Source organism: Ruania suaedae (assembly GCF_021049265.1).
In the GTDB taxonomy this organism is placed as follows: Bacteria; Actinomycetota; Actinomycetes; order Actinomycetales; family Beutenbergiaceae; genus Ruania; species Ruania suaedae.
The window spans coordinates 2,942,191-2,967,904 of the sequence record NZ_CP088018.1 but is presented as its reverse complement, the minus strand read 5'-3'; the positions used below and the strand labels follow the sequence as shown (position 1 = coordinate 2,967,904).

26 protein-coding genes are annotated in these 25,714 nt (G+C 71.8%); 11 read left to right on the top strand and 15 right to left on the bottom strand.

Features of this window, described 5'->3' with window-relative positions; genetic code table 11:
• Window positions 1-11: 11 nt before the first annotated feature.
• The 4 genes from LQF12_RS13715 to LQF12_RS13700 form a co-directional block, all read right to left on the bottom strand.
• On the bottom strand, window positions 12-914 hold the full coding sequence (locus tag LQF12_RS13715) for a sugar phosphate isomerase/epimerase family protein (protein WP_435531192.1): 903 nt from the start codon (window positions 912-914) through the stop codon (window positions 12-14).
• The gene (locus LQF12_RS13710) at window positions 911-2,074 is read right to left on the bottom strand and encodes a Gfo/Idh/MocA family protein (RefSeq protein ID WP_231053468.1); all 1,164 of its coding nucleotides are present in this window, start codon (window positions 2,072-2,074) and stop codon (window positions 911-913) included. The genes LQF12_RS13715 and LQF12_RS13710 overlap by 4 nt, the downstream gene beginning before the upstream one ends.
• Before the next feature lie 125 nt (window positions 2,075-2,199).
• Window positions 2,200-3,228: a LacI family DNA-binding transcriptional regulator gene (locus LQF12_RS13705; RefSeq protein WP_231053467.1), complete on the bottom strand. Its 1,029-nt coding sequence runs from the start codon at window positions 3,226-3,228 to the stop codon at window positions 2,200-2,202.
• A gap of 155 nt (window positions 3,229-3,383) precedes the next feature.
• Window positions 3,384-4,472: a PLP-dependent cysteine synthase family protein gene (locus LQF12_RS13700; protein WP_231053466.1), complete on the bottom strand. Its 1,089-nt coding sequence runs from the start codon at window positions 4,470-4,472 to the stop codon at window positions 3,384-3,386.
• A 257-nt stretch (window positions 4,473-4,729) separates the two neighbouring features.
• Here LQF12_RS13700 and LQF12_RS13695 point away from each other — a divergent pair, with 257 nt between their 5' ends.
• Window positions 4,730-5,317, top strand: coding sequence for an ArsR/SmtB family transcription factor (locus LQF12_RS13695; RefSeq protein ID WP_231053465.1), 588 nt, complete (start codon window positions 4,730-4,732; stop codon window positions 5,315-5,317).
• A gap of 20 nt (window positions 5,318-5,337) precedes the next feature.
• Here the strand turns inward: LQF12_RS13695 and LQF12_RS13690 are convergent, their stop codons facing one another.
• Entirely contained in the window at window positions 5,338-6,525 is a 1,188-nt protein-coding gene (locus LQF12_RS13690) for an ROK family protein (RefSeq protein ID WP_231053464.1), read from the bottom strand.
• 81 nt (window positions 6,526-6,606) lie between these two features.
• Between LQF12_RS13690 and xylA the strand changes: the two genes are divergently transcribed.
• The 3 genes from xylA to LQF12_RS13675 all read left to right on the top strand — a co-directional run bounded on the left by xylA (window position 6,607) and on the right by LQF12_RS13675 (window position 10,202).
• Window positions 6,607-7,788: a xylose isomerase gene (gene xylA, locus LQF12_RS13685; protein WP_231053463.1), complete on the top strand. Its 1,182-nt coding sequence runs from the start codon at window positions 6,607-6,609 to the stop codon at window positions 7,786-7,788.
• Between the two features lie 9 nt (window positions 7,789-7,797).
• Entirely contained in the window at window positions 7,798-9,279 is a 1,482-nt protein-coding gene (gene xylB, locus LQF12_RS13680) for a xylulokinase (RefSeq protein ID WP_231053462.1), read from the top strand.
• An 80-nt stretch (window positions 9,280-9,359) separates the two neighbouring features.
• Window positions 9,360-10,202: an NAD-dependent epimerase/dehydratase family protein gene (locus tag LQF12_RS13675; protein WP_231053461.1), complete on the top strand. Its 843-nt coding sequence runs from the start codon at window positions 9,360-9,362 to the stop codon at window positions 10,200-10,202.
• 47 nt (window positions 10,203-10,249) lie between these two features.
• Here LQF12_RS13675 and LQF12_RS13670 read toward each other — a convergent pair whose 3' ends face one another.
• The 4 genes from LQF12_RS13670 to LQF12_RS13655 all read right to left on the bottom strand — a co-directional run bounded on the left by LQF12_RS13670 (window position 10,250) and on the right by LQF12_RS13655 (window position 14,778).
• Window positions 10,250-11,194, bottom strand: coding sequence for an AEC family transporter (locus LQF12_RS13670; protein WP_231053460.1), 945 nt, complete (start codon window positions 11,192-11,194; stop codon window positions 10,250-10,252).
• Window positions 11,191-12,195: a LacI family DNA-binding transcriptional regulator gene (locus LQF12_RS13665; RefSeq protein ID WP_231053459.1), complete on the bottom strand. Its 1,005-nt coding sequence runs from the start codon at window positions 12,193-12,195 to the stop codon at window positions 11,191-11,193. Before LQF12_RS13665 ends, LQF12_RS13670 begins: the two co-directional genes overlap by 4 nt.
• A gap of 244 nt (window positions 12,196-12,439) precedes the next feature.
• Window positions 12,440-13,954 (bottom strand): glycerol kinase GlpK, encoded by a 1,515-nt coding sequence (gene glpK / locus LQF12_RS13660; protein WP_231053458.1) that lies wholly within the window; start codon window positions 13,952-13,954, stop codon window positions 12,440-12,442.
• An 80-nt stretch (window positions 13,955-14,034) separates the two neighbouring features.
• Entirely contained in the window at window positions 14,035-14,778 is a 744-nt protein-coding gene (locus LQF12_RS13655) for an MIP/aquaporin family protein (protein ID WP_231055611.1), read from the bottom strand.
• A gap of 250 nt (window positions 14,779-15,028) precedes the next feature.
• Between LQF12_RS13655 and LQF12_RS13650 the strand changes: the two genes are divergently transcribed.
• The 4 genes from LQF12_RS13650 to LQF12_RS13635 all read left to right on the top strand — a co-directional run bounded on the left by LQF12_RS13650 (window position 15,029) and on the right by LQF12_RS13635 (window position 17,942).
• The gene (locus LQF12_RS13650; RefSeq protein WP_231053457.1) at window positions 15,029-15,997 is read left to right on the top strand and encodes a sugar-binding transcriptional regulator; all 969 of its coding nucleotides are present in this window, start codon (window positions 15,029-15,031) and stop codon (window positions 15,995-15,997) included.
• Between the two features lie 43 nt (window positions 15,998-16,040).
• On the top strand, window positions 16,041-16,550 hold the full coding sequence (locus tag LQF12_RS13645; protein WP_231053456.1) for an amino-acid N-acetyltransferase: 510 nt from the start codon (window positions 16,041-16,043) through the stop codon (window positions 16,548-16,550).
• Window positions 16,551-16,624: 74 nt separating this feature from the next.
• The gene (locus tag LQF12_RS13640; RefSeq protein ID WP_231053455.1) at window positions 16,625-16,900 is read left to right on the top strand and encodes a hypothetical protein; all 276 of its coding nucleotides are present in this window, start codon (window positions 16,625-16,627) and stop codon (window positions 16,898-16,900) included.
• Window positions 16,901-16,937: 37 nt separating this feature from the next.
• Window positions 16,938-17,942: a ketopantoate reductase family protein gene (locus tag LQF12_RS13635; protein WP_231053454.1), complete on the top strand. Its 1,005-nt coding sequence runs from the start codon at window positions 16,938-16,940 to the stop codon at window positions 17,940-17,942.
• Between the two features lie 41 nt (window positions 17,943-17,983).
• Here LQF12_RS13635 and LQF12_RS13630 read toward each other — a convergent pair whose 3' ends face one another.
• The 4 genes from LQF12_RS13630 to LQF12_RS13615 form a co-directional block, all read right to left on the bottom strand.
• The gene (locus LQF12_RS13630; RefSeq protein WP_231053453.1) at window positions 17,984-18,502 is read right to left on the bottom strand and encodes a hypothetical protein; all 519 of its coding nucleotides are present in this window, start codon (window positions 18,500-18,502) and stop codon (window positions 17,984-17,986) included.
• Between the two features lie 19 nt (window positions 18,503-18,521).
• Window positions 18,522-19,427: an HhH-GPD family protein gene (locus LQF12_RS13625; RefSeq protein ID WP_231053452.1), complete on the bottom strand. Its 906-nt coding sequence runs from the start codon at window positions 19,425-19,427 to the stop codon at window positions 18,522-18,524.
• A gap of 64 nt (window positions 19,428-19,491) precedes the next feature.
• On the bottom strand, window positions 19,492-20,082 hold the full coding sequence (locus LQF12_RS13620; RefSeq protein WP_231053451.1) for a copper chaperone PCu(A)C: 591 nt from the start codon (window positions 20,080-20,082) through the stop codon (window positions 19,492-19,494).
• Window positions 20,083-20,173: 91 nt separating this feature from the next.
• Window positions 20,174-20,905, bottom strand: a complete 732-nt coding sequence (locus LQF12_RS13615; protein ID WP_231053450.1) for a LysR substrate-binding domain-containing protein — start codon at window positions 20,903-20,905, stop codon at window positions 20,174-20,176.
• A 32-nt stretch (window positions 20,906-20,937) separates the two neighbouring features.
• Between LQF12_RS13615 and LQF12_RS13610 the strand changes: the two genes are divergently transcribed.
• Window positions 20,938-21,345, top strand: coding sequence for a DUF5997 family protein (locus LQF12_RS13610; protein ID WP_231053449.1), 408 nt, complete (start codon window positions 20,938-20,940; stop codon window positions 21,343-21,345).
• Window positions 21,346-21,602: 257 nt separating this feature from the next.
• Window positions 21,603-22,247 (top strand): hypothetical protein, encoded by a 645-nt coding sequence (locus tag LQF12_RS13605; protein WP_231053448.1) that lies wholly within the window; start codon window positions 21,603-21,605, stop codon window positions 22,245-22,247.
• Window positions 22,248-22,277: 30 nt separating this feature from the next.
• Here LQF12_RS13605 and disA read toward each other — a convergent pair whose 3' ends face one another.
• Window positions 22,278-23,357 carry a DNA integrity scanning diadenylate cyclase DisA gene (gene disA / locus LQF12_RS13600; RefSeq protein ID WP_231053447.1) on the bottom strand — a complete coding sequence of 360 codons (1,080 nt, stop codon included), beginning with the start codon at window positions 23,355-23,357 and terminating at the stop codon, window positions 22,278-22,280.
• A gap of 32 nt (window positions 23,358-23,389) precedes the next feature.
• Complete coding sequence (gene radA / locus LQF12_RS13595; protein ID WP_231053446.1) at window positions 23,390-24,856, bottom strand: DNA repair protein RadA; 1,467 nt, start codon at window positions 24,854-24,856, stop codon at window positions 23,390-23,392.
• Window positions 24,857-25,035: 179 nt separating this feature from the next.
• On the opposite strand from radA, the gene LQF12_RS13590 reads away from it, so the two are divergent.
• A complete protein-coding gene (locus LQF12_RS13590) occupies window positions 25,036-25,674 on the top strand; it encodes a hypothetical protein (protein ID WP_231053445.1) in 639 nt (212 codons plus the stop codon).
• The last annotated feature ends 40 nt before the right edge of the window (window positions 25,675-25,714 follow it).

The window sequence follows — 25,714 nt, the reverse complement described above, 5'->3', positions numbered from 1 at the left end:
GCCGGGCCCGGTCACAGGTAGGGCTGGACCAGCGTGGCGTAGCGTTCGGCCATGGTCGCCACCGTCTGAGCACCGGGCGCGTCCCAGATCTCCTGATTGAAGATCTCCACCTCGACGTCACCGGCGTAGCCGGCCTCGCTCACCCACCGGGTGATGGTGGGGAAGTCGATGTAGCCATCACCCATGAACCCTCGTGAGAGCAGCGGGTCGACCGCCAGCGGCAGGATCCAGTCGCACACCTGATAGGAGGCGATCCGGTCCTCGCGGCCGGCACGCGCGATCTGCTCACGCAGCGTCGGGTCCCACCACACGTGATAGGTGTCGACGACCACGCCGACCTGCTCGGGCGGGAACTCGGCGGCCAGGTCCAGGCACTGCCCGAGGGTGGACAGCACCGCGCGGTCGGCGGCGAAGATCGGGTGCAACGGCTCCAGCACCAGGCGCACCCCGTGCTGGGCTGCGAACGGCGCAAGTTCGCCGATCCGGTGCGCCACCCGGGCGCGGGCCGCGACGATGTCCTTGTCGCCGTGGGGCTCGGCGGGCCCACCGGGTGTGGTGGCCGCCGGGAGCCCGCCGACCACCATGATCAGCTCGGACGTGCCGAGCGTGGCGGCCTCGACGATCGCGGCACGGTTGTCCTCGAGGGCGTCCGACTGGCCGGACGGCTCGGCTGCCGTCAGGAAGCCGCCCCGGCACAGCGAGGAGACCCGCAGACCGGCGTCGGCCACGATCCTCGCGGCGTTCTCCAGGCCCGCCTCGGCCACCCGATCCCGCCAGAGGCCGACGGCGCCCAGCCCGGCCCCGGCGGCCACGTCGACCGCCTGGGCGAGGGTCAGGGCCTTGGTGGTGGCCGTGTTGAGGGAGAGGCGGGACAGATCGGTCACGGAGGCTCCGCCGTCGTGGGTGGCGGTCACAGCGTGATCGGGTCGAGCGCGATGCGCTTGCCCTCGGCGGAGGAGGCCAGTCCCGCCTCGGCCAGCTGCACGCCGCGCGCGGCCGAGAGGAGGTCGTAGCGGTGCTCGCGGCCGGCGAGCACATCGCGCAGGAACTCCTCCCACTGGGCCTTGAAGCCGTTGTCGAGGTCACCGTTGGCGGGCACCTCCATCCACTGGTCGCGGAAAGACTCGGTGACCGGCAGGTCGGGGTTCCAGACGGGCTTGGGGGTGTGGCCGCGCTGCTGGGCGACGCACTTGTTCAGACCCGCGACGGCCGAACCGTGGGTGCCGTCGATCTGGAACTCGACCAGCTCGTCGCGGTAGACGCGGACCGCCCAGGAGGAGTTGATCTGGGCGATGATGTCCTCGCCGTCGGGGCCGGCGACCTCGAAGATGCCGTAGGCGGCGTCGTCGGCGGTGGCGGCGTACTCGGCGCCCTTCTCGTCCCATCGGGTGGGGATGTGGGTGATGGTCTTCGCGGTGACCGACTTGACCGAGCCGAGGATGCCCTCGAGCACGTAGTTCCAGTGGCAGAACATGTCGGTGGTCATGCCGCCGCCGTCCTCCTTGCGGTAGTTCCAGCTCGGGCGCTGGGCCGCCTGGTGCTCACCCTCGAACACCCAGTAGCCGAACTCCCCGCGCAGGGAGAGGATGCGGCCGAAGAAGCCCTCGTCCACCAGACGGCGCAGCTTGACCAGTCCCGGCAGGTACAGCTTGTCGTGGACGACGCCGGCGGTGACGCCGGTCTCGGCCTGCAGGCGGGCCAGCTCGATGGCCTCCTCCAGGGTCTCGGCGGTGGGCTTCTCGGTGAAGATGTGCTTGCCGGCCTTCATCGCCTTGGTCAGGGTGGCCGGGCGCAGGCTGGTCATCGAGGCGTCGAAGACGATGTCGGTGCGCTCGTCGGTGACGATGGCGTCCAGGTCGGTGGTGTACTCGGCGATGCCGTGCTCGGCGGCGATCTCGGCGAGGGCATTCTCGCGGCGGCCCACCAGGATCGGCTCCACCTGCACCTTGGTGCCGTCGGCGAGGGTGATCCCGCCCTGGTCGCGGATCGGCAGGATCGAGCGGAGAAGGTGCTGGCGGTAGCCCATCCGGCCGGTGATGCCGTTCATCGCGATGCGCAGAGTGCGGGTGCTCATGGGTGCTCCTGAAGGATCGGGGGTGCGGGGCGGTCTCGCCCGTGGACCAGCCAGGGCGGAATGCGCTTTCCGCAGCATACGGTTCTGCTTCGGCACGGTCAAGCATCGCCCTCGAGGGCGTCGGGTCACGGGCCTGGGGTCGAGTCCCGCAGAACGACCGTGGCGTCCAGCTGCTCCACGACGATCTCGCCGTCGGAGTCCAGGGCCATTCGCGTGGCACGCACGCCCGCGTCCACCAGCGGGACCGCGACCGTACTCAACCCGGGCGTGATGTCCCGCAGGGTGACGATGTCGTCGAACCCGGCGATCCCCACGCTCTCACCCACGCGCAGACCGGCCTCCCGCGCGGCGGCCATGGCCCCCATCGCCATCACGTCGTTGACGGCGAAGACCGCGCAGGCGGCAAGACCCTCGCGGCCCACCCGGGCGATCAGATCCGTCATCGCCCGGTAGCCGCCGTCGCGGGTGAACTCCGAGGCGACCACACGGTCTGCCCGGACGTTCGTGCCGAGCTCGGCCAGCGCCGTCGTGAATCCTTCGGTGCGCTCCCGGGCGGTCAGGTGCGGTCCGGGGCCGGTGAGCACGGCGAAGTCGCGGTACCCACGTCCGTGCAGTGCCCGCGCCAGGTCGCCCGCCCCGCCGACGTTGTGGATGGCCACCGTGTGCACGTCCAGGATCGACTGCCCGATCGCCGCGACGGTGCCACCGCGGGACCGGTAGGTGGACAGGGCGGCGCGCAGCCGCTCGTTGACCTCCTGGTCGTCCTGACGGCCACCGGCGATCACGATCGCCCGGGCCCGCTGACTCTGCAGCACGTCGACGAACGCCAGCTCCTTCTCCGGCCGGTGTCCGGTGCTGGCGAGCGTGACCATCAGGCCCGCGGCCTCCGCGGCTGTCGTCACGCCGGCGGCGATCGAGGAGAAGTACGGGTCGGCGATGTCGTGCACGATGAGACCGAGCGTGGAGGTGCGTCCGCGTGCCATCGCCTGGGCGTTCGCGTCGGGGGAGTAGCCGAGCCGGGCGGCGGTGGCGAGCACGCGTTGCTGCAGCTCGGGCCGCACGGTGCGGTTGGCACTGCCGTTGATGGCGCGCGACGCCGTCGCCAGGGAGACGCCCGCCTCGCGGGCCACATCACTGAGCGTCACCGAGGCCATGGGCACATGGTAAGCGCTCTCACCAGCGCTGAGGAGGCGTACCGGGCGGCAGTCGTTCCGCAGGCGTACGCGAGTGACGGGCCACAGTGCCGGTGTGCCGACTACGGCACGGTGGTGCTCCAGGGCGTCGTCTCGGTTCACGAGGCGCCCGCACGTCAGCCCAGCGCGCCGCCGTCGAGGAATTGCTCCAGCCGTGCCCGGTACGGGGAGGGATCCATCCCCTGCTCGGCCAGCCAGGCGGAGTCGTAGTAGGTGGACGCGTACATCTCGCCGGAGTCGCACAGCAGACTGACGATGCTGCCGGTCTGCCCCGCATCGCGCATCTGCTCGGCGAGGGTCCACACCCCCCACAGGCAGGTGCCGGTGGAGGCGCCCGCGCGCCGCCCGAACCGCTCGTCCAGGTGCTGCATGGCGGCGACGCTGGCGGCGTCGGGCACGGCGAGCATGGTGTCGATGACCGAGGGTACGAAGCTCGGTTCGGTGCGTGGCCGCCCGATCCCCTCGATCCGGGAGGGCATACCGGTGGCGTAGTCCGAGACCCCCTGCGCCCAGCCGGGGTAGTAGGCGGAGTTCTCGGGGTCGACCACGGCCAGCGCGGTCGGGTACCGGCGGTAGCGCAGGTAGCGCCCGATCGTCGAGGAGGTCCCGCCCGTGCCCGCGGCCGCGACGATCCACGTGGGCACCGGGTGCCGCTCGGCGCTCATCTGCTCGAAGATCGACTCGGCGATGTTGTTGTTCCCGCGCCAGTCCGTGGCGCGCTCGGCGTAGGTGAACTGGTCCAGATAGCGGCCGCCGGTGTCCTCGGCGAGCCGCTCGGCCTCGGCATAGACGTCGGAGGAGGAGTCCACGAAGTGGCAGTGGCCGCCGTAGGACTCGATCCGGGCGATCTTGGTGGTCGAGGTGGTGCGCGGCATCACCGCGATGTACTCCAGCCCGAGCATCCGCGCGAAGTAGGCCTCCGAGACCGCGGTGTTGCCACTGGTCGCCTCGATGACGGTGGTGCCCTCGCGCAGCCATCCGTTCGCCAGCGCGTAGAGGAACAGCGAGCGCGCGAGCCGGTGCTTGAGGCTCCCCGTCGGATGTACCGACTCGTCCTTGAGATAGACGTCGATGCCCCAGTCCGCAGGTAGCGGCAGCTGGTGCAGGTGGGTGTCGGCGGAGCGCTGGGCATCGGCCTGCACCCGCCGGATCGCCTCGTCGCACCAGGTGCGGTCGGCGGCAGGGCCGCGGGCCGATTCGCTCATGCGCGTCAGTCTCCCAGACGGCTCCGGCCCCGACGTCGGGCAAGGCCCCGCCGCGGCAGTCGCTGGGGAGCCCAGGGCGCTTCCGGTCGGCTGGGTCGCTGCGGGTCCAGGGAGGACCAGCGGTGGGTCGATCCGGGTGTCTCGGCGTGGATCAGGGGGTTCATGGTGTCTCTCCCGGTACTCTGGTTGCAGAGGAATGTCTGCAGAGAAAGTTTTGCAGAGAAAAGTCTGCATGTCTAGAGGGAGAGTGGGTCGCCATGTCCGAGCCCCGACGGGAGGCGCCGTTGGACCATGCCGCGATGAAGGCGTTCGCCCATCCGCTGCGCATCCGGATGTTCGCTCATCTGACCGACGTCGGCGCGGCCACCGCCACCCAGCTGGCCGACCGGTTCGGCGAGAGCAGCGCCCAGACGAGCTACCACCTGCGCCAGCTCGCCCGGCACGGCCTGGTGGAGGAGGACGCCGAGCGCGGCACCGGCCGGGAGCGATGGTGGCAGGCCTCCTCCTTCAGCATCCCGGACACGCAGGCGCGGGAGGACCCGGTGCTGCGCTCCCTCGCCGGGACGGTGCTGGCCGGGCTGCTCGAACAGCGGATGCTGGCACTGCGGACCTGGTCCGAGGACGTCGATGCACCGCAGCCCTGGGTACAGGCGAGTCTGCAGCAGGCCACGACCGCCTCCCTCACCGCCGACGAGCTCGCCACCATGAACGAGGCGGTCCAGGAGGTGCTGGAGGAGCACATCGGGCGTGCGAAACAACGCCGCGAGAGCGACCCGGAGGCCTCCTCGGGTGAGCGCCGGGTGCGGATGTACTACGACGCCTTCCCGCTACCCCTCGCGGACTGAGTGCTCGGCCCGTCGGCGCGTCAGCCCTGGGCGATCCACGCACTCGGGTCGGCGATCACCGGCTCGAGCGCCGCGCGTGCGGCGCCGGTCAGGGCCGGATGTGTCGCCGCCGTGGCCGCCCGCACAGTCGGTGGCGCCCATCTCGCAGCCAGGACCCGGCCTGCCAGCTCGGCCTCGACGTCCGGCCGTAGGTGCTCGGTGAGCGTGCCGAGCTCGTTGCCGAGCACGATCTGGCCGACGTCCACCAGGTTCACGAACGAGGCGAGCGCGATGCCGAGCGCGACGGCGGCTCGGTGGGTTGCCGCGCGAGCATCCACATCGCCCGCGGCGAGCCGTGAGGCGAGATCCGCCGGCGTCGCCCCGGGAGGGAGCCCGGCCGCCGAGCCCATGGCCTGCGTGCCGGCGAAGGTCTCCAGGCAGCCGCGCGCACCACACCGGCAACGGGGCCCGGACGGCTCCACGCTCACGTGGCCCAGCTCGCCACTGAAACCGTGCAGGCCGGTGAAGAAGGTGCCGCCCTTGATGATGGCCGCACCGATCCCCACTTCACCGGAGACGTAGAGGAAGGACTCGTCGGGTCCGGCGGCCAGCTCGGCGAGCGCGGCGAACCGGGCCTCGTTGCCCAGCACCATCGGAAGATGGCCGAGCTCCGGCGCGGCCTCGAGGACCAGCGCACGCGGCCTGAGTTCCTGCCACCCCAGGTTCGGGGCGGTCAGCAGGTGGTCGTGGCGCACCAGACCGGGCAGCGCCACCCCGGCTCCGGCGATCCGCACTCGCGGCGCCTGTGCGATCACGGCCCGGGCCAGGTGGGCCAGGCGGGAGAGCGTGGCGGCGGGATCGGCGCCGCGGCGGTCACCGGTCTCGATCTGCTCGGCCACCACCTCGCCCGCCAGATCCACCAGCCTCGCCCCGACGAAGTCCACGTTCACCTCCAGGCCCAGGCCGGCGACCGTCCCGCTGGCCGGTCGCAACGGCGTGGCCGGGCGGCCGGCTCCCGCCGAGACCGGCGCTTCCTCCGCGACCAGGCCGCCGGCCACCAGTTCGGCGACCAGCCGGGAGACGGTCGCGCGATTCAGGCCCGTGCCGGCGGCCACCGCAGCGCGCGAGGGGGGCGTGCCGGCCCGCAGCACGGTGCGGGCCACCAAGGCGAGATTGTGCTCGCGCAGGCTCTGCTGCCGGGCGGCGCTCGCAGTGGTGTCGGCCTCCATGGGTGTTGACCCTATCCGAGAGCGCGGGATAAGTTGTGCCATACAACAAACCCGTGATCCGCTGTGACGAGGAGCCCCGCGATGGTGCGCACACCCCTTCCCGACGACAAGTTCTCCTTCGGTCTGTGGACCGTCGGCTGGGCGGCCCAGGACCAGTTCGGCCAGGCCACCCGCCCCGCCCTGGACCCGACCGAGTACCTGCCCCACCTCGCCGAGGCCGGCGCCTGGGGCGTGACCTTCCACGACGACGACGTCGTCCCCTTCGGTGCCGACGACGCCACCCGTGAGAAGGGCTTCGCCGACTTCAAGAAGGCCGCCGACGCCGCCGGGCTGACCATCGAGATGGTCACCACCAACCTCTTCTCCCACCCAGTCTTCAAGGACGGCGGCTTCACCGCGAACGACCGCTCCGTGCGGCGCTTCGGTCTGCGCAAGGTGCTGCGCAACGTCGACCTGGCCGCCTCGATGGGTGCCTCCACCTTCGTGATGTGGGGCGGGCGCGAGGGCAGCGAGTACGACGGCGTCAAGGACGTCAACGCCGCCCTGGACCGCTACCGCGAGGGTGTGGACACCGTCGCCGCCTACATCAAGTCCCAGGGGTACGACCTCACGATCGCCCTGGAGCCGAAGCCGAACGAGCCGCGCGGGGACATCCTGCTGCCCACGGTCGGCCACGCCCTCGGCTTCATCGCCGAGCTCGAGCACGGCGACATCGTCGGCCTCAACCCCGAGACCGGGCACGAGCAGATGGCCGGCCTGAACTTCACCCACGGCATCGCGCAGGCGCTGTGGGCGGGCAAGCTCTTCCACATCGACCTCAACGGCCAGCGGTCCATCAAGTACGACCAGGACCTGGTCTTCGGTCACGGCGACCTGCTCTCGGCGTTCTTCACCGTCGACCTGCTCGAGAACGGTTTCCCGGGTGGTGGCCCCACTTACGACGGCCCGCGCCACTTCGACTACAAGCCCTCCCGCACTGAGGGCTTCGAGGGTGTGTGGGACTCGGCAGCCGCGAACATGGAGACCTATCTCCTGTTGGCGGAGAAGGCCAGGGCCTATCGAGCCGACCCCGAGGTGCAGGCCGCACTCGAGGCTGCCGGGGTGCTCGAGCTGTCCGAGCCGACACTCGGCGCCGGCGAGTCGTTGACCGACCTGCTCGCCGACCGCACCGCCTTCGAGGACTTCGACGCCGACGCCTCCGGTGAGCGCAACGCCGGCTTCGTCCGCCTGAACCAGTTGGCCCTGCGCCACCTGATCGGGTGAACTAGGGCCATGATGACAGCGACGACGCCTGAGCAGCCGTCCGCCTCCTCCCTCACGGGTCGCCTCGTCGCGGGGATCGATTCCTCCACCCAGTCCTGCAAGGTGGTGATCCGGGACGCCGGGACCGGTGCGCTCAAGCGCTTCGGTTCGGCGCCCCATCCGGAGGGCACCGAGGTCGATCCGGCCGCCTGGTGGGAGGCGCTGCAGGTGGCGGCGTCGGCCGCCGGGGGCCTCGACGACGTCGAGGCCGTGGCCGTGGGCGGTCAGCAGCACGGCATGGTCGCGCTCGACGAGACCGGAGAGGTGGTCCGCCCGGCGCTGCTGTGGAACGACACCCGCAGTGCCCAGGCGGCCCTGGACCTCATCGACGAGCTCGGCGATGGTGACCCCGACGCCGGAGCCCAGGCCTGGGCCGAGCGCGTCGGCATCGTGCCGGTGGCCTCGTTCACGATCACCAAGCTGCGCTGGCTCGCCGAGCACGAGCCGGACAACGCCGCGCGGGTGGCCGCCGTGGCCCTCCCGCACGACTGGCTCACCTGGCGGCTGGCCGGCGACGGGCCGGGCAGCGGTCCGGCCGGGCTCGAGCGGCTCACCACCGACCGCTCGGACGCCTCCGGGACCGGCTACTTCGACGCCGCCGGCGGCGGCTACGACCTGGAGCTGCTCGAGCGGGCCTTCGGCCGCCGCATCGGGGTGCCGGCCGTGGTCGAGCCGGGGGCGGTGGCCCGGCGAAGCGACACCTTCGTCCTGGGCGCCGGCGCCGGTGACAATGCCGGCGCCGCCCTCGGGCTGGGGATGCGCCCCGGGGACGTCGCGATCTCCATCGGGACCTCCGGCGTGGTCAGCGCCGTCAGCGAGGCGCCCGTCGCCGATCCCGAGGGACTGGTGGCCGGCTTCGCCGACGCCACCGGTCGATACCTGCCGCTGGCCTGCACCCTCAACGGCAGCCGGGTCTTCGACGCGGTCGGCCGGCTCCTCGGGGTCGACCACCACCAGTTCGCCGAGCTGGCCCTGTCCGCCCCGGCGGGGGCGGACGGACTCACCTTCGTGCCCTACCTCGAGGGGGAGCGCACCCCGAACAAGCCGGACGCCAGCGGCGCCCTGCACGGGGTGCGCCTGGGCAACACGACGCCCGCGCACCTGGCGAGGGCCGCCGTCGAGGGGGTGCTGTGCTCGTTGGCCGACGGGCTCGCCGCGCTGCAGGCCCGTGGGGTGCCCGTGGAGCGGGTGCTCCTGATCGGTGGCGCCGCTCAGTCGAAGGCGGTGCGCCAAATCGCCCCCGCCGTGCTGGGCATCCCGGTCACCGTGCCGCAGCCGGGGGAGTACGTGGCCGACGGCGCCGCCCGCCAGGCCGCGTGGGCTCTCTCCGGTGCGGACTCCCCGCCGGAGTGGGGCCTGTCCGGTGCGAAGGACTTCGCGGTCCCTGACGAGCGCGATGACACCCTGCCCGGCCGCTACGCGCAGGCGCGGGAGATGACCTTCGGCGCCTGAGGAGGCCCAGCCTGTGCGGCTGGTTCACGCAAGGCGGCGGCCGATTTGCCGTGCGGGGAGTGAGCACGCAGGCTCGAGACATGCGAATCGCCGTGACAGGAAGTTCAGGAAAGCTGGGCCGCGTCGTCGTCAACCATCTGCGCGAGGCCGGGCACACCGTCCGAGCGCTGGACGCACTCGGGGAACGAGCGGCGGGCTTCACCCGCGTCGACCTGACCGACTACGGCCAGGTCATCGATGCGCTGGCGCACATCGATGACCAGTCCGATGGTGTCGACGCGGTGGTCCACCTCGCGGCTATCCCGGCGCCTGGGTTGAGTAGCGATGTCGCCACCTTCCGCAACAACATGCTCTCGACGTATCACGTGCTCACCGCGGCCCGTCGTCTGGGGATCCGGAAAGTCGTCACGGCCTCCAGTGAGACGGTTCTCGGTCTTCCGTTCGACACCCCTCCGCCCTATATCCCGGTGGACGAGGAGTACCCGGGGCGGCCGGAGTCGACGTACTCGCTGGTCAAGCACCTCGAGGAGACGATGGCGGTCGAGCTCACCCGGTGGGACCCCGAGCTCAGCATCATTGCGCTGCGCTTCTCCAACGTGATGTATCCGCAGGACTACGAGCAGTTCCCTTTCGACGACGATGCGCGCACCCGCAAGTGGAACTTGTGGTCCTACATCGATGCCCGCGATGGCGCCCAGGCGGTCCTCAAGGCCCTGGAGTACGACACCCCGGGCTTCGACCGGTTCATCATCGCCTCCCCGGACACCGTGATGACCCGTACCAACGCGGACCTGGTGGCCGAGGTGTTCCCGGACGTGCCGATCCGTGGCGAGCTCGGGGAGCACACCACCATGCTCTCCATCGAGAAGGCTCGACGCGTGCTGGGCTACGCCCCCGCGCACTCCTGGCGTGACCACCGATAGTCGCTCCTGCCGGCTCGGCGGAGTCCGGCTGAGCCACCGCACCGCCCTCAGGCCAGCAGCGCCACCACGCCGACCAGCAGCGGGATCGAGACCGCCGTGGTGATCACCTGCGAGTCCCGCGCGATCCGGAGCCCACGGTCAAACTGCAGGGCGTAGACCAGCACGTTCTGCGCCGTCGGGAGAGCGGCCATCAGGACGACGGCCAGCAGGGCCGGGCCTCCCACACCGAGGGCGAGGGCCACGCCGAGGGTCAGCGCCGGATGGATCAGGCCGCGCAGCACGGCCACGATCCCCACGTCCAACCAGTGACCTGGCGCCGGGCCGGGGGGCGGGGTCGAGGATGCCGTCGGGGTGTCGCCGCGGCGCACGGGGGCGAAGGACATCCCGAGCGTGAGCAGCGCCAGTGGGGCCGCGATGCTGCCGACCAGCCGCAGCGGCTCGAGCACCACATCGGGTGGCGTCCACGGCACGATGGCGAGGGTCAGACCGATCAGCGCCCCGACCGTGAGCGGGCTGCGCAACGGACGCAGCACGAGTTCGCGGCGCCGCGCGCCGGCGGTGTCCAGCACGGCGTAGGCCACCGGGGCGAGCACGAGCAACTGCATCAGCATCGTGGGCACCACGGCCAGGGCGTCGGAGAGCACATAGATGGCCACCGGGATCCCGATGTTGCCGGCGTTGACGTAGCTGGCGGCCAGCGTGGCCACGGTGGCCTGCCCGCGGCCACGGCGCAGGACCGCGCCGAAGAGCACAGCTGCGAGCGTGGCCACTGTCATCGTGCTCACGACCGTGGTGGCCGCGGTGCGCGTGAGCAGCAGGGACAGGTTCGCCTCACCGATCGTGGTGATCAGTAGCGACGGCGTCGCCAGCGCGAAGACCAGCCGCGCCAGGACCTGCTGGGCGCCGGGTCCGAGGACCCGGAAGGTCGCCAGCACCCAGCCGGCGAAGGCGATCACTGCCATCGTCGCAAGGGCGGACAGGACCGCGCTCATGGTGGTGCGCCGGTGCTGCCGCGCGCGATCAGCGTGGGGCGGTAGTACTGCGTCGGCGGTGTGCTGCCCTCGCCCGGCTCGAGAAGATCGTGCAGGTGCTCCCAGGCCCGGTGGCCGAGCTCGGCCTGCGGCACGTGCATCGTCGTGAGGGAGGGGCGCGCGTAGCGTGCGAAGTCGATGTCGTCGAAGCCGACCACCGACAGGTCCCCGGGCACGTCCGCCCCGGCCTCGTCCAGCGCACCGAGCAGGCCGAAGGCGACGAGGTCGTTGAAGGCGAGCACGGCGCTCGCGCCCGACTCGAGGACTGCTCGGCCCGCTCGGTGGCCGTCCTCGATCATCGATCCGCACGCCAGGAACTCGATGGCGGCCTCCGGATGCTCGCGCTGGAAGTCCCGCAGCCCGCCCACCCGGGCGGCGTTGGAGGCGCTCTGGGCCGGGCCGGCGAGATAGAGGAGGCGGCGGTGGCCGAGATCGAGCAGGTGCTGGGCCGCCGCGCGGATGCCGTGCACGTAGTCGACGGTGAGCGTGGGCACGGCCGACGCGGCCAGCTCCCGGTTGACCAGCACCACCGGGCGGGTGGCCTGCAGCACGCTGATCAGCTCGGTCTCGGGCATCCGGGGCGAGCACAGGATGAGCGCGTCGCAGCGCCGCCGCGCCTCGATCGCGAGCTCGGCCTCGCGCTGCGGTTCCTCGATGCTGTCGGCCACCAGGATCCGGTAGCCGGAGCGTCGGGCTGCCTGGTTCGCACCACGGAGCACCTGCTGAAACATGGGGTTGCCCAGGTCGGGCACGAGCAGCCCGATCGTCTGCGTGCGGCCCAGCGAGAGGCTGCGCGCCACCCGGCTGGGGGAGTAGTTCAGGCGGGTGGCCACCTGCCGCACCCGCTCCGCCAGTGCCGGATCGACGCTGGCGCGCCCGTTCATCACCCGGGAGACCGTCGCCCGGGAGACCCCGGCGTGGCGGGCCACCTCAGCGATGGTGGTGACGCCGTCGCTGCTCACGGATGTCCTGCCCGGGGTGGTCGGAGTGCTGTGCGAGCCCATCCTAGGGAGAAACCGGTTGCTGCGGCCACCTCCCGGCTCTGCGACGAAGCTCCTGACGGGATCGACACGACTGCGTCGGTCTGCCGGGCCATCGTGCCGCAGACCGACGCAGCCGTGTCGATCCGGTCACCGGGCCTGCCCACCGCACATGACGGCGGCCCGCCCCCGAGTCGGGGACGGGCCGCCGTGGCAGGGGCGAAGCTCACTCGCTGTCGTCGTCGACCCAGTCGAAGGACTTGGTCACAGCCTTCTTCCACAACCGGTACTGGCGCTCGCGCTCGTCGGCGTCCATCGCCGGCTCCCAGCGCTTGTCCTCGGCCCAGTTGTCGATGACGTCCTGCTCACCGGACCAGAACCCGACGGCGATCCCCGCCGCGTACGCGGCACCGAGCGCCGTCGTCTCGGCCACCTTCGGGCGGACCACCGGCACGCCGAGGATGTCGGCCTGGAACTGCATCAGGGTCTCGTTGGCGATCATGCCGCCGTCGACCTTGAGCTCGGTGAGATCGACACCGGAGTCGGCGTTCATGGCATCGAGCACCTCGCGGGTCTGGAAGGCGGTCGCTTCCAGAGCGGCGCGCGCGATGTGGCCCTTGTTGACGAACCGGGTCAGGCCCACCAGCACCCCGCGGGCGTCGCCGCGCCAGTACGGGGCGAACAGGCCGGAGAACGCGGGGACGAAGTACGCGCCACCGTTGTCCTCGACCGTCTTGGCCAGGTCCTCCACCTGCGGGGCGGAGGAGATCATGCCCAGGTTGTCCCGCAGCCACTGGATGAGCGAGCCGGTGACGGCGATCGACCCCTCGAGCGCGTAGATCGGCTTGGCCTCGCCCAGCTTGTAGGCGACCGTGGTCAGCAGGCCGTTCTCCGAGGGGACGATCTCCTCCCCGGTGTTGATCAGCATGAAGTTGCCGGTGCCGTAGGTGTTCTTGGCCTGGCCGATCTCGAAGCACGCCTGCCCGAACGTGGCCGCCTGCTGGTCGCCAAGGATCCCGGCGATCGGGATCCCGGGGATCATCCCCTTGGGCCTGCCCTCGCCGTAGATCTCCGAGGAGGACTTGATCTCGGGCAGCATCGACAGCGGGATGCCCATGTCCGAGGCGATGCCTTCGTGCCAGTCGAGGGTGGTCAGATCCATGAGCATGGTGCGGGAGGCGTTGGTGACGTCGGTGATGTGCTTGCCGCCGTCGGTGCCCCCAGTCATGTTCCACAGCAACCAGGTGTCGGTGTTGCCGAAGAGCAGATCGCCCGCCTCGGCCTTGGCCCGGGCCCCCTCGACGTTGTCGAGGATCCACTTGACCTTCGGCCCGGAGAAGTAGGTGGCGAGCGGGAGACCGCAGATCGACTTGTACCGTTCGGCGCCCTCGTCACCGGCGAGCTCGTCGGCGATCTTCTGGGTGCGGGTGTCCTGCCAGACGATCGCGTTGTAGACCGGCTCGCCGGTGTTCTTGTCCCAGACCACCGCGGTCTCGCGCTGGTTGGTGATACCGACGGCGGCGAGGTCGGTGGAGGTGATGTTCGCACGGGTGAGCGCCAGGCCCACGACCTCGCGGGTGTTGCGCCAGATCTCCATCGGGTCGTGCTCGACCCAGCCCGCCTTCGGGAAGATCTGCTCGTGCTCGAGCTGACCGCTGTCGACGATCTCACCCGCGTGGTTGAAGACGATCGCCCGGGTGCTCGTGGTGCCCTGGTCGATGGCGAGGACGTAGTCCGCCATGATTCTCCTTCGGTGGTGGTGTGTCCGCAGCAGCGGACCGTGCGAGACGGTGCGGCGGTCTCACCCGCCACACCTGGGGGTCAGACGAAGATCGCCGCGGCGGCGAGACCGCCGATGATGCCGCCGATGAGGGGGCCGACCACCGGCACCCAGGCATAGCTCCAGTCGCTGGAGCCCTTGCCCTTGATCGGCAGCAGCGCGTGGGCGATACGGGGCCCGAGGTCACGGGCGGGGTTGATGGCGTAGCCGGTGGGCCCGCCGAGGCTGGCGCCGATGCCGACCACGAGCAGTCCGACGGCGAGCGGGGAGCCGATCGCGGTGGCCGGCTCGCCGGCGAAGCCGAACGAGATCACCACGAACACGAGTACGAACGTGCCGATCACCTCGGTCACCACGTTCCAGCCATAGGAGCGGATCGCTGGGCCGGTGGAGAAGACGCCGAGCTTGGTGGCGCCGTCGGAGTCGGCATCGAAGTGGGTCTTGTAGGCCAGCCAGCAGAAGACGGCACCGAGGAGGGCACCGACCATCTGCGCGAGGATGTAGATGAGGGTGTTGGCCGCCGAGACCGGGACCCCATCGGCGAACTCCTCGGCACCGTTGGCGATGAGCCCGATCGTCACGGCCGGGTTGATGTGGGCACCACTGGAGATGGCGACGAAGACACCGGCGAAGACGGCCAGGCCCCAGCCGAAGTTGACCATCAGGAACCCGCCGCCGTTGCCCTTGGTGCCCGGCAGTGACGCGTTCGCTACGACACCGCAGCCCAGCAGCGTCAGCATCATGGTGCCGAACAGCTCCGGGACGAAGATCGCGGAAAAGTTCACGACCTGTCTCACTTTCTCTTCAGGAGGTGGACGCGGCGGGATCAGCCCCCAGAGCCGCGCTCACGGCTCGGGGCGTGACAACTGCTCGTTCGGTTCCGTCGTCGGAGCCTGATGGGCACGTGTCCTCTCCCCTTCGAGTCGTGAGGGAGGGGTGTGCGCCGTTGGCGACGCCCCCTCTCGCCGCCATGGTTGCCGTCCGCGCACGAGTGCGCAACCATCGTGCACAGATGTGCACCACGGACGGCGGAGGGTGAGAGTGCGTGAGGACGACGCCTACCGGGCAGCGACGATGTACTACCTGCAGGATCAGACCATGGAGGTCATCGCCAAGACCCTCGGGGTCTCGCGCTCGACCGTGTCCCGGTTGATCAAGGCCGCCCGGGAGGAGGGCGTGGTCCGGATCTCCGTGCGCCAGCCCAGCGGCAGTGGGATGAACCTCGGCCATCGGCTCTCGGCGACCTTCGGGATCAAGACGCACGTGGTCCCCGTGCGTGAGCACGCCAGCGAGGTGCACCGGCTGGAGCAGGTGGCGATGGTCGCCGCGCGGCTGCTCGCGGACTGGGCCACGCCGCAGATGGTCCTCGGCGTCGCCTGGGGGACGACCGTCACGGCGATCGCCCGGCACCTGACCCCGACGCCGGTGCGCGGCAGTGCGGTGGTCCAGCTCAACGGTGCGGCGAGCACCCTGGCCGGCGGCGTCACCTACGCCGGTGACCTGATCGCCGGCTTCGCCGCCGCCTTCGACGCCACGCCCTACCTGTTCCCGGTGCCCGCCTTCTTCGACTTCGCCGAGACCAAGGCCGCGATGTGGCGCGAGCGCAGCGTGCGACGGGTGCTGGACGTGCAGCGCCGCGTCGACATCGCGCTGTTCGGGGTGGGAGCCGTCGAGTCCGACGTGCCCTCGCACGTGTACAACGCCGGCTACCTGGAAGAGGCCGACATGGCCCAGCTCAAGACGGACCGGGTGGTGGGCGACGTGTGCACCGTGTTCCTCCGCGAGGACGGCAGCTACCGTGACGTGGCGATCAACGCCCGTGCCACCGGACCCTCGCCGGGAGACCTTCGCCACCTCGGCCGCCGGGTGTGCGTGGCGGTCGGGGAGGCCAAGGTGCCCGCCCTCCTGGGTGCGCTGCGCGCCCGGGTGGCCACCGACCTGATCATCGACGAGACGACCGCGCGGGCGTTGTTGGACCGGCTGCGTGGCCCAGGCAGGTCCTAGCGCCGGGGCGAGGGCAGAGCCGCGAACGGGAGATGATGGACCCATGACCGACACATCGATCGAGATCCGGCCGGCCCGGCCGGCCGATGTCAGCGCGATCCGCGCACTGGTGGAGCCCTACGCCGACGAGCGGATCCTGCTCGCCAAGGACATGGTCGGCTACTACGAGTCGGTCCAGGAGTTCCTCGTGGCGACCAGAGCGGACGCCGTCGTCGGATGCGGGGCACTGCACGTGATGTGGGAGGACCTGGGGGAGGTACGCACCCTGGCCGTGCGGCCGGACGTGCGCGGCCACGGGGTGGGCCACGCCCTGGTCGAGGCGCTGCTCGAGCGTGCCCGTGAATTCGGCCTCGCGCGGGTCTTCTGCCTGACCTTCGAGGTGGACTTCTTCGCCAGGCACGGTTTCGCCGAGATCGACGGCGATGTCGTCGATCAGCAGGTCTATCAGGAGATGCTGCTCTCCCGCGACGACGGGATCGCCGAGTTCCTCGACCTCGCGCGGGTGAAGCCGAACACGCTCGGCAACACGCGGATGCTGCGCCGGCTGGTCTGAGGCAGGGGAGTTCTCCCCTCCCGCGTCCGCCCGCACGGGTGTCCGGCGCGCCCACCCAGGGCTAGGTTCAGCGCATGGGCAAACGAATGGGCAGCATCGGACGCCGCTCGGGTGGCGGCTCCTTCGGCCGGCGTTCCAGTGGCCGATCCTTCGGGTCGGCGCGCCGCTCGCGCGGGTCGTCCTCCTCCTTCGGGCGGGTCTCGCGGTCGAGCTCGCGTCGTCGCACGTGGTCCACGGGCGGATACTCCAGCCGTGACCGTCGGCGTCCCGCGGCAGGCGGGGGCTCGTGGTGGGCCGTGCTCGTCGTCGTCATCGTGCTGATCGTGCTCTGGGCACTCACCGCCGGTTGAGGTACCCCGCGGGCGGCAGCGGTGGGATGCTGGCGGCATGCGCTATGTGGTGATCGGGGCAGGTGCCGTCGGCGGCACGATCGGCGGACAGTTGTGCGCGGACGGGCACGAGGTGGTGCTCGTCGCGCGCGGGGAGCACGCCCGGGTGATGGCCTCCGACGGACTGACGCTGCTCACGCCGGAGGGCACCAGCACCGTCCGCCCGCCCGTGGTGACCGGCCCGCAGGAGCTGGTCGCCGCCGAGGACGGGTTGCGGGAGGACGACGTCCTGGTCCTGGCCGTCAAGGGGCAGGACACCAGCGCCGCCGTGGACGCATGGGCGCAGGTCCCGCTCGTCACGGGCGGAACGGCCGCCGAACGGTTGCCGCTGCTGTGTGCCCAGAACGGCGTGGCGAACGAGCCCGCCGCCGCGCGCGTCTTCACCCGCGTGCACGGTGTGTGCGTGTGGCTGCCGGCCACCCACCTGCAGCCGGGTGTCGTGGCCGCCGAGGGTGAGCCCTACCGCGGCGTCCTGCATCTGGGGCGGTGGCCCGAGGGCGCCGATGAGACGGACCACCAGGTGTCCGCCGATCTGCAGGCGAGCGGGTTCCTCGCGCCGGTGCGCGAGGACGTCATGCGCTGGAAGTACGCCAAGCTGCTCGGCAACCTGGCGAACGCCGTCGAGGCTCTGGTCGGCTCGCTCCAGGGCGAGGACGCGCGAGACCTGGCCGCGCAGGCGCGGAGCGAGGGCGAGCAGGCGCTGGCCGCCGCCGGGATCGGCTTCGCCACGCCGGAGGAGGAGAAGACCCAGCCGCGCTCACGGCTCGGCGAGATCCCCGGCCATCAGCGCGGGGGCGGCTCCAGCTGGCAGTCGCTGCAACGGGGAACCGGATCGATCGAGGTGGACTACCTGAACGGCGAGATCGTTGCGCTCGGCCGTGCGCACGCGGTGGCGACCCCGGTCAATGCCGCGCTCGTCGAGCTCGCGGGGCGGGCAGCCCGGGAGGGCTTCGGTCCGGGAGCCTTCAGCGTGGACCAGGTCCGCGCCGCTGCCGGCGCCTGATCCCAGGGCCGACTCTCAGGGTCAGCTCTCAGGACTGACTCTCAAGGACGGCGCGGGTGCAGGAGCAGGTGGTGGCGCACCAACGCGATGACGAGCGCCACCTGCACGACCAGGACGGCGCCGACGGCCGCGCCGACCACGGCGTCGACGGCGAAGACCGCCCAGGCGCACACTCCGAGCACCGCGACGGCAACCGCAGACCGCATCGCCCATGCCAGACGGCGGCCGGTCGCCTCGACCTGCGCGCGCGGGACGCCTGCGGCCACCGCGCGCACGCTCACGTCGCTCCCGGGCGCGCCCACCGATCTGACCACGGTGAGCCAGCCCGCGCCCGCGACCGCTGCCGCGAGGAGCGCGACCAGCTGACCGGAGCCGAGCAGGGTGAGACCCGCCTGGACGCGTGGGTCGTCGGCGCCGCCACCGGCCATGCTCAGGGCGCCCGCACCGATCAGCGTGAGCACCAGCACCAGGGCGCACATCGCCACCAGCGTGCGGGTGTGGGCCCGCAGGGCCCGTGCGATGGCGACATCGGGGGGCAGCGTGCCGGGATCGGAGGACATGCCGGAAGCCTAAGGCCCGTCACGCCTGTGGCAGCCGGTAGCCCGTCACGACGCCGTCGAGGTCGGTCTCGGCCGCGATCAGCGAGTCGTGGCGCAGCCCGCTGAGCACCCGGTTCAACTGCGCGCGGTCGGGCCACAGGTCGTTCACCTGGTCCGGGCGCAGCACCTCCTGCTCGCGCAGGGCGGCCAGCACCGTGCCGCGAGCCTGCCGGTCGGTGCCGTGCCAGGCCTGCCGTCGCCGGGTCGCCGCGAACGCATCCTCGGGCATGCCGGCGGCCCGCCAGCGGCAGGCGGAGGCCACCGGGCACTGCTCGCAGCGCGGCGCGCGCGCCGTGCACACCAGGGCGCCGAGCTCCATCACCGCCACGTTCCAGCGCGCGGAGGTCTCCGGATCCTCCGGGAGCAGGGACTGTGCTGTCACGGACTCGGTGCGTCGCTGTGAGGGCGGCGGAAGGGCGATCCCGTCGACCACACGGCCGAGGACCCGGCGGACGTTGGTGTCGAGTACGACCGCGCGCTGCCGGTAGGCGAAGGCGCTGACCGCTGCTGCGGTGTAGGCACCGATGCCGGGCAGCCCGCGCAGCGACTCCTCATCGGAGGGCACAGCGCCGCCGTGCTCGGCGACGAGGGCGCGCGCCGCCTCCCGCAGCCGCAGTGCCCGGCGCGGATATCCGAGCCGGTCCCAGGCGCGGAGCACCTCGGCCGGGGTGGCCCGCGCGAGGTCAGCCGGGGTGGGCCAGCGGTGCAGCCAGGCCCGCCAGGCGGGCTCCACGCGCGCCACGGGAGTCTGCTGCAGCATGATCTCGCTGACCAGCACTGCCCATGGTGTCGCTGCGGGACTGCGCCACGGCAGGTCGCGGGCATTCTCCTCGTACCAGCCCAGGACGGCACTGCGCAGAACGGTCGGATCCGGGGCGGCAGTCATCGCCCACAGCGTAGGCGTTGCGTGGGTGAACTCGGGCTGATCGGTCCAGTCGGCTCGTAGCCGCTCAGTCCTCGCCCGCTTGGGTGTCGTCGTCGTCGCCGTCGGCCCGACCGCCCTGGTTGGCGGGGACGTCCTGGGCGACGACCGTGACCGAGGTCGTTCTGCCGTCCGCCGTGGTGAGCTCGATCGTGGCTTCGGCGCCCGGCTCTAGCGGCTGGATCAGACCGAGCATCATCAGGTGCTCTGCGCCGGGCTCGAGCACGACCTCCCCGCCGGCAGGGAGCGTGAATCCGTCCTCGGCCACCTGCATGCCGTCCTCGCCCTCGGGCGCCATCTCGTGCAGTTGCACTTCCGAGGCGACCGAGCTCGTGGCCGCGGTGATCGTCACCGGCTCGTCGGACCCGTTCGACAACGTCCCATAGGCCGCGCTGGTCGTCTCCAGGGTGGCGGCCATCCAGCCCTCCTCCAGGGTGACCATGTCAGCCTGGTCCTGACCCGCACCGCCCTCTCCGGTCTCGGTGACCCGCGGCTCACCACCGGGGGCCAGGTCTTCATCGCCGTCGTTGCCTGGGCCGTGACCCACGCAGGCGGAGAGCGCCAGGGCCGCGCCGGCGGCCACCAGTGCGGCGGTGGTGCGTCGTGTGATCGCAGTCATGAGTCCTCCCGGCTCGTCGCGGGGCGCGGCGGTGGATGCCGCGTCTGAGTGCGCTCTCACCACCGTCTCACGGCGGGCCGGTCGTGTCGCGTCAGCCGCGGCCGCGGCGCTGACCACCGCCCCCTGGGCGGCCCTTGCGCGGTGAGCGCCGGGTGTGGGTGCGCGCAGGTCCCGCCTTGCCCCCGCCGGCGCGTGGTCGCGGACTCGATGGTGTCGGCTGCTGGGTCCGCCCACGGGAGGAGTTCACGGTCCGGCCCCGCACGACCCCGATGAGGTCCTCCACCTCGTCGGTGGTGCGCTCGGTCGGCCAGCACAGCGCGACCGGGGCGAGCGGGCCCTCGGCGAGGAAGCGGTAGGTGAGATCGCGCCGATGGTGCAGGCGGGCCAGGGACTGCGGCACCACCAGCACCCCGGTGCCCGCCGCGACCAGGGGGATCGCCTCGGCGATCGTGGGTGGCCGGTACTCGAGCACCCGGCCGGGTGGCACCCCGAGGATGTCCTCGATGGGATGGAACACCGGCTCCTCGGACAGATCGGCGGGCTGGACCGGTTCGTCGCGCTCGAGAGCAGCGACCACGTGGTCCGCCGGGACGACCACCACGCTCGCCTCCTCGTAGAGCACGATCGCGCTCAGCACCTCCCGGTCCACCGGCGGGCGTAGCAGCGCAGCGGCGACCTCTCCCTCCCGGACGGCCCGTTCGGCGTCGAGGACGTCGAGGGGGACGAGTTCGAGCCCGGTGCGGTGCCGCTCGCGCCAGATCGTGGCCCATTTCGCCGGGGTCACCCCGGGTACGTAGCCGAGGCGGAAGGCGGGAGAGGTCACGCCGCCAGCCTAGCGACCGGCATACTGCTCTCATGGGAGCCGATCAACAACGCATGAAGGCGATCACCGCCGCGAAGAAGCTCGGCGTGTACCTTCCGGCCACGCCGCAGGAGTTCCAGGAGGGTCAGTTCACCCGCCCGGAACTGGAACAGCTCGAACGCAACCCCCCGGACTGGCTGGCCGATCTGCGCCGGAACGGCCCGCACCCGCGCCCCGTCGTGGCCGGTCGCCTCGGCATCTCGATCTCCGGTCTCGTCCGCGCGGGCATCGAGGGTGCGCTCACCACGGCCGAGATCGACGCGCTCCGCGCGGACCCGCCGCAGTGGCTGGTGACCGAGCGGACGGTCCAGGAGGACACGCGGTCCCAGGACGAGCGCCGCCGCGAGAACGAAGCGGCTCGCCGATCGCGCCCCAGCCCGTCGTCTCCTCCCCACCCCTAGCCTGCCGGGGAGAGCGCCGGTAGTCTGCCCGGCGCTCGCCGTGGCTCCATCAGCATCTCGCCGTCCCGGGATACCGTCGGGGCGTGCCGAAGCAGAACCCCCGTGACTCTGCGCGCCGTCCGCGCAGCGACCGCCGCGGCGGTCCCGCCGGCGCGCCCGGAGGCGGACGCAGCGCCGCCAGCGGGTCACGCGCCGCCGGCGCCCGTCCGGCCCGGACCGGTCGGCCCACGGGCAGCTCCGCGCGCGCAGCATCGTCGATGAAGCGCCCACCTGCCCGGACGAGCGCGGCCGACCGCGCCATCTACCGCCGGCGGCGCATGGTGGTGGGAGTCGTCGTGCTGGTGCTCATCGCGGGGCTCGCCTTCGCCGGCACCCTTGGCGTCCGCGCCCTCATGGACCGCTTCGGCGGAGCGGCCGGAGCGGAGGACCCGAGCCCATCTCCGGAAGAGCCCACCCTCTCCGCGACGACCGATGCCCCACCGGACGAGGAGGCGCTCGCCAACCCTGTCGCCTGCCGTGCCGAGGCGGTCGAGCTTGCGCTCGCACTCGACTCGACGAGCCCGGCGGCCGGCTCGGATGTCACGGCGGCGGTCACCGTCACCAACCGCGGTCAGGTGCCGTGTCTGCTCGACGTCGGTCACGAGGACCTCACCCTGACCGTCACCTCGGGTGAGGATCAGGTCTGGAGCAGTGTGCAGTGCCCGGCCGGGCCCGGAGAGACGCCCGTCCTGCTCGATACCGGAGCGCAGGAGGAGGCCACGCTCGTCTGGAGCGGACGCCGCAGTGCGCAGGACTGCCCCGGCGACTCCGCCGTCGCCGAGGCCGGAACCTACGTCGTCGAGGCCGCGCTCGACGTCGGGGAGACGCTCGTGGCCCAGGAGCAGGCGCTCACGCTGCGTTGACCCGTTGACCGCCCTCGGTGCGCGGACCGTTCAGGCGAAGCGTTCGAGCAGCGAGGACTCGGCCTGCCGGGACAGGCCCTCGCGCACGGCCCGCGCTCGCTGGGCCCCGACCGAGTCGACCACCTCGAGATCGTCGGTGGTGGCGGCCAGCATCTTCTGCAGCGACCCGAAGTGGCCGACCAGGTCGTTGACGACGCTCATCGGCAGGCGCGGGATCCGGTGCAGCATCCGATAGCCGCGGGGGGAGAGGGCGGAGTCCAGTGATTCGCCCTGGCGCCCGCCGAGGCCGAGGATGCGCGCGAGCTGGGTGAGGTCGATGAGCTGGGTCGAGTCCAGATTGCCGAGCGCCTCGAGCACATCCTCCAGCGAACGAGCGCTGCGCGTGTCGAGGTAGTCGCGCACCACCAGCTCGAGGTCGGGCCCCACGCCACCGATCATCTCGTCGAACTGCAGCGAGAGCAGCCGGCCGTTCGTGCCGAGCTCGACCACGTAGTCGGAGATCTCCGCCGAGATGCGCCGCACCATCTCCAGGCGCTGCACCACCGCGGCGACGTCGCGGACCGTGACGAGGTCCTCGATCTCCAGCGCCGACAACGTCCCGCTGACCTCGTCGAGCCGGGACTTGTACCGCTCCAGCGTCGCCAGTGCCTGGTTCGCCCGGGAAAGGATGATGTCGGAGTCCTCCAGCACGTACCGCTGCCCGCCCACGTACAGGGCGACGATGCGCATCGACTGGCTCACCGAGATCACCGGGAACCCTGTCTGCTTCGCCGTCCGCTCGGCCGTGCGGTGCCGGGTGCCGGACTCGGTGGTCTCGATGGAGGCGTCGGGGAGCATCTGCACGGCGGCGCGCAGGATCCGCCCGGCGCGGTGGTCGACCACGATCGCCCCGTCCATCTTGGCGAGCTCGCGCAGCCGGGTGGAGGAGAACGGGACGTCCAGCTCGAACCCACCCGAGCAGATCTGCGCGACCGTCTCGTCGTAGCCGAGCACGATCAACGCACCGGTCCGGCCCCGCAGGATGCGCTCGAGACCGTCGCGCAGCTCGGTCCCCGGTGCGACGGCGCGCAGCGTCTCCCGCAGGAGCGGTGGAAGTGTGGAAGCGGGCACCCGGTGGCCTTTCTGATGTGCGGCGGCGGCACTCACGCCTCGACGGGATCGATCGAGGTGAGCCGATCCGGCTCTTGGCTCATGGTAGTCGGCTGCGCGACGCGCGCGGCGGGCTGCAGGCCTTCCAGACGCCGCAGTGCGTCCTGGATCGCCGCGACCTCCATCAGCTCCACCCCGGCGGGTGTCGGTCCCAGCGTGCTCGCGGTACCCGCCGGTACGAGCACCCGCCGGTACCCGAGCCGGCCCGCCTCGGCCAGGCGCTGCGCCATCATGCCCACCCGGCGGATATCTCCGGAGAGTGAGACCTCACCGATCGCCGCGACGTCCAGTGGCAGGACGAGCTCGTGCGCGGCGGAGGCGATCGCGAGGCAGACGGCCAGGTCCGTCGCCGGGTCACTCGAGCGCATCCCGCCGACCGTCGCGGCGAAGACGTCCTTGTCGCCCAGGCGCACCCCACCGAGCCGCTCGGTGATGGCGATCAGCATGGAGACCCGGGAGGTGTCGAGCCCGCTCACCCCGCGCCGCGGGTTGGGTGTGGTGCTGGGTGAGACCAGCGCCTGCATCTCGGCGATCATCGGTCGCCGGCCCTCGACCGTCACGCTCAGGCACGTGCCCGGTACCGGCGCGGCCCGGAGGCTGCGGAACAGGCTGCTGGGATCGGGCACCTCGACGATCCCGCCGTCGGTCTGCTCGAAGCAGGCGACCTCATCGGCGGGACCGAAGCGGTTCTTGATGGTCCGCAGCAACCGCAGCGGCGTCTGCTTCTCGCCCTCCAGCGAGAGCGTGGTGTCGGCGATGTGCTCGAGCGCGCGGGGGCCGGCGAGCGTGGACTCCTTGGTCACCTGACCCACCAGGAACACGGGCAGGTTCCGCGACTTCGCCAGCCGGGTGATCGTGGAGGCGACCTCCATGACCTGGGCCACTCCGCCGGCGCGGCCGTCCACCTCGGCGGAGGCGATGGCCTGCACCGAGTCGACGATGAACAGCGCCGGATCGCCCTCCACCGCCTCCAGGTGACCGAGCGCCTCACCCAGCTCGTTGCTGTCGGCGAGCAGCAGGTGCTCGCTGGTCGCCTCGATCCGGTGGGCGCGTGCGGCCAGCTGCTGGACCGACTCCTCGCCGGAGACGTAGAGGACCGGGCGACCGGTGGCCGAGGCCACCGCATCGGCGGCAGTGAGCAGCAGCGTGGACTTGCCGGCCCCGGGCTCACCGGCGAGCAGCACCACCTGACCGGGCACCAGTCCGCCGCCCAGCACCCGGTCGAGCTCGCGCAGACCGGTGGACGTGCGCTCCTGGCGCGAGTCCGCCTCGATCTCGTGCACGCGGCGCGCCGGCCGCGCCGGCGCACGCGTGGTCCGGGTGGATCGCAGGCCGGCGCTCGCGGCGGCCGAGCTGCTCTCCTCGATGGTGGCGTAGGCGCCGCATCGCTGGCAGCGGCCGTACCACTTCGTGTACTCGGCGCCGCAGCCCGAGCACGCAAACGTGGTTCGTGCCTTCATCCGTTGCCCCTCTCGGTCCGTCCCGCACACCGTAGCCGCCCCCTCCGACAGCGACCGCCGGTGCGGGCACGCCACGGCGATCGTCCGCGCGCCGGCCGGTGTGCCGGAGCGCTCAGCCGCGTACAGTGACCGGGCACATGCCCGGGCCGGGCGCAGCACGAGCGGGTGGGAGCCACGAGATGTCGAGCACGCAGGTCGGCCGGCCGCACGAGGCCGGCGGGGCTACGGGGACCATCAGGCCACGCCGCCGGCGGCCACGCTGGCTGCTGCCGGTGCTCGTGGCCGCGGTGGTCGTGTTGCTCGTCGTGCTCGGCCTGCTCCTTCGCCCGGTCCTGTTCGGTGGGGACGAGCCCTCGCCCTCACCGGCCACCCAGGCGGGCACGGAGACAGGCTCCGCTGCGCCCGAGCCCATCGAGCGGGACGCCTCCACCGCGCTGCTCGCGGCCCTGCCCGACGTCGTGCACGGGGCCGAGGATTTCGCCGTCACCGCGCAGGAGTCCGACCCTGAGCCGCTCGGGGTGAACGCCCTCGAGAGCTGGCGGCTGACCTACACCGGACCCGAGGACGCCGTCGGCGTCCGCGTCGGCCAGTGGGAGGACCCCGAGGAGGCCGAGGAGACGCTGGCAGCGCTGACCGAGGGCGTCGAGCCGGTCGAGTCCGGTGAGGTGGAGGTCGAGGGTGAGCCCGCCGGCCGATACGTCATCACCGAGGCCGGCGACGGCGCCCGCGTGGCCTGGACCAACGCCACGGTCGTCCTCGTCGCCGAGACGCCCGATGTGGAGACCGCGAGCGCCTTCTATCGCGCCTACCCTCTGTGAGGAGACGTTGTTGACCGAGCACGAGCGACGGGAGCCCGCC

Coding starts and splice junctions, on each gene's coding strand:
- LQF12_RS13625 (WP_231053452.1), bottom strand. CDS start 19,427: ATGACTGCCGCCCCGGATCCGACCGTTCTGCGCAGTGCCGTCCTGGGC.
- radA (WP_231053446.1), bottom strand. CDS start 24,856: ATGAAGGCACGAACCACGTTTGCGTGCTCGGGCTGCGGCGCCGAGTAC.
- LQF12_RS13590 (WP_231053445.1), top strand. CDS start 25,036: ATGTCGAGCACGCAGGTCGGCCGGCCGCACGAGGCCGGCGGGGCTACG.
- LQF12_RS13705 (WP_231053467.1), bottom strand. CDS start 3,228: ATGGCCTCGGTGACGCTCAGTGATGTGGCCCGCGAGGCGGGCGTCTCC.
- LQF12_RS13630 (WP_231053453.1), bottom strand. CDS start 18,502: ATGTCCTCCGATCCCGGCACGCTGCCCCCCGATGTCGCCATCGCACGG.
- LQF12_RS13710 (WP_231053468.1), bottom strand. CDS start 2,074: ATGAGCACCCGCACTCTGCGCATCGCGATGAACGGCATCACCGGCCGG.
- LQF12_RS13640 (WP_231053455.1), top strand. CDS start 16,625: ATGGGCAAACGAATGGGCAGCATCGGACGCCGCTCGGGTGGCGGCTCC.
- LQF12_RS13605 (WP_231053448.1), top strand. CDS start 21,603: ATGAAGCGCCCACCTGCCCGGACGAGCGCGGCCGACCGCGCCATCTAC.
- xylB (WP_231053462.1), top strand. CDS start 7,798: ATGATGACAGCGACGACGCCTGAGCAGCCGTCCGCCTCCTCCCTCACG.
- LQF12_RS13635 (WP_231053454.1), top strand. CDS start 16,938: ATGCGCTATGTGGTGATCGGGGCAGGTGCCGTCGGCGGCACGATCGGC.
- LQF12_RS13700 (WP_231053466.1), bottom strand. CDS start 4,472: ATGAGCGAATCGGCCCGCGGCCCTGCCGCCGACCGCACCTGGTGCGAC.
- LQF12_RS13620 (WP_231053451.1), bottom strand. CDS start 20,082: ATGACTGCGATCACACGACGCACCACCGCCGCACTGGTGGCCGCCGGC.
- LQF12_RS13645 (WP_231053456.1), top strand. CDS start 16,041: ATGACCGACACATCGATCGAGATCCGGCCGGCCCGGCCGGCCGATGTC.
- LQF12_RS13610 (WP_231053449.1), top strand. CDS start 20,938: ATGGGAGCCGATCAACAACGCATGAAGGCGATCACCGCCGCGAAGAAG.
- LQF12_RS13675 (WP_231053461.1), top strand. CDS start 9,360: ATGCGAATCGCCGTGACAGGAAGTTCAGGAAAGCTGGGCCGCGTCGTC.
- xylA (WP_231053463.1), top strand. CDS start 6,607: ATGGTGCGCACACCCCTTCCCGACGACAAGTTCTCCTTCGGTCTGTGG.
- glpK (WP_231053458.1), bottom strand. CDS start 13,954: ATGGCGGACTACGTCCTCGCCATCGACCAGGGCACCACGAGCACCCGG.
- LQF12_RS13690 (WP_231053464.1), bottom strand. CDS start 6,525: ATGGAGGCCGACACCACTGCGAGCGCCGCCCGGCAGCAGAGCCTGCGC.
- LQF12_RS13695 (WP_231053465.1), top strand. CDS start 4,730: ATGTCCGAGCCCCGACGGGAGGCGCCGTTGGACCATGCCGCGATGAAG.
- LQF12_RS13670 (WP_231053460.1), bottom strand. CDS start 11,194: ATGAGCGCGGTCCTGTCCGCCCTTGCGACGATGGCAGTGATCGCCTTC.